Genomic DNA, 323 nt, shown 5'->3' with positions numbered 1-323 from the left:
CTGCGTGCGCTCGCCACGCAACTGATTGCGCGCGTCGAAGACCGGGACAGGGAGATCGAGGAGAAGACCCGGGAGGTCGGTGAGAAGGAGCGGGAGCTGCGCTACCGGCAGACCCGCATCGACCAGTTGACTCACGAGATCTCGATTCTCAGACGCCATCAGTTCGGCAGGCGCAGCGAGCAGCTCAGCAGCGATCAGATGAATCTGCTGGATGAGGCGATTGACGCGGATCTCGCCGCCATTGAAGTTGAACTCGAGCAACTTCAGCCACAAGCCACAGCCGAGCCGCTACCCCAGCAACCGAAGCGTGCAGCGCTGCCGGC

1 pseudogene is annotated in these 323 nt (G+C 62.8%); it reads left to right on the top strand.

Annotated elements, in window-relative coordinates:
- Positions 1–323: pseudogene (locus AB3X96_RS42765) on the top strand (IS66 family transposase); the annotation flags it as partial.

The organism is Paraburkholderia sp. BR13439 (assembly GCF_040948805.1).
Lineage (GTDB): Bacteria > Pseudomonadota > Gammaproteobacteria > Burkholderiales > Burkholderiaceae > Paraburkholderia > Paraburkholderia youngii.
Note: the sequence above shows the minus strand (reverse complement) of the source record. Positions and strands in the feature narration are given on the sequence as shown.